We start from the raw sequence: 760 nt of genomic DNA, 5'->3' as shown, positions 1-760 counted from the left end.
CCGGCCGTCGGCATCGAGCGCCTCGAGGCCCTGCCCGGCCTGCTCGCGCGCACCGTGCCAAGGCCAGGACGCGGCGTCCTCGGAGGGCGTCGCGCGCACCAGCGCCTGTGAGAGCGGATGACGGGAGTGGGCGGCCAACGCCGCCGCACGCCGCTGCCAGGCCTGCAGGTCGTCACCGTCCGGCCACACCACCTGCGCGAGCGCAAGCCGGTCTTCGGTCAGCGTGCCGGTCTTGTCGAAGCAGGCGACGTCGATCTGCGCCAGCGTCTCGAGCGCGTCGAGGCGCTGCACCAGCACGCCGCGACGCGCCAGCGCGCCGGTGGCCGCGATCAGCGCCGACGGGGCAGCCAGCGACAGCGCGCAGGGGCAGGTGACGATCAGGATGGACACCGCCACCCACACGGCACGCGACGGGTCGACGTGCATCCACACACCGAAGGCCGCCGCCGCCAGCAGCAGCACGCCGCCCACGAACGGCGCGGCCACGCGGTCGGCCCAGCGCACCGTCGACGGCCGCTCGGTCAGCGCTCGCTGCATCAGCGCCACGATCTGTTGATGGCGGGTGCCATGGCCGACCTGTGTGACCCGCATCAGCACCGGCGCGCCGAGGTTCAGGCTGCCGGCGATCACCGCGTCGCCGACGCCGCGCACCAGCGGCCGCGACTCGCCCGTCAGCAGCGATTCGTCGGCCTGCGTCCGGCCCTCGATCAGGCAGCCGTCGGCCGGGAAGGCCTGCCCCACCGCAACGCGGACCCGGTCG

At 74.9% G+C, this 760-nt stretch carries 1 protein-coding gene; it reads right to left on the bottom strand.

Annotation, left to right across the window (positions count from 1 at the left end; all coding sequences use genetic code 11):
- Positions 1-760: HAD-IC family P-type ATPase (locus Y694_RS22110; RefSeq protein ID WP_036236853.1), on the bottom strand; the 760-nt coding region annotated here is incomplete at both ends.

It is taken from the genome of Methylibium sp. T29-B (assembly GCF_000576225.1).
Classification (GTDB): domain Bacteria; phylum Pseudomonadota; class Gammaproteobacteria; order Burkholderiales; family Burkholderiaceae_C; genus Methylibium; species Methylibium petroleiphilum.
The sequence above is the reverse complement of the archived record's forward strand: the minus strand, read 5'-3'. Positions and strand labels throughout refer to the sequence as shown.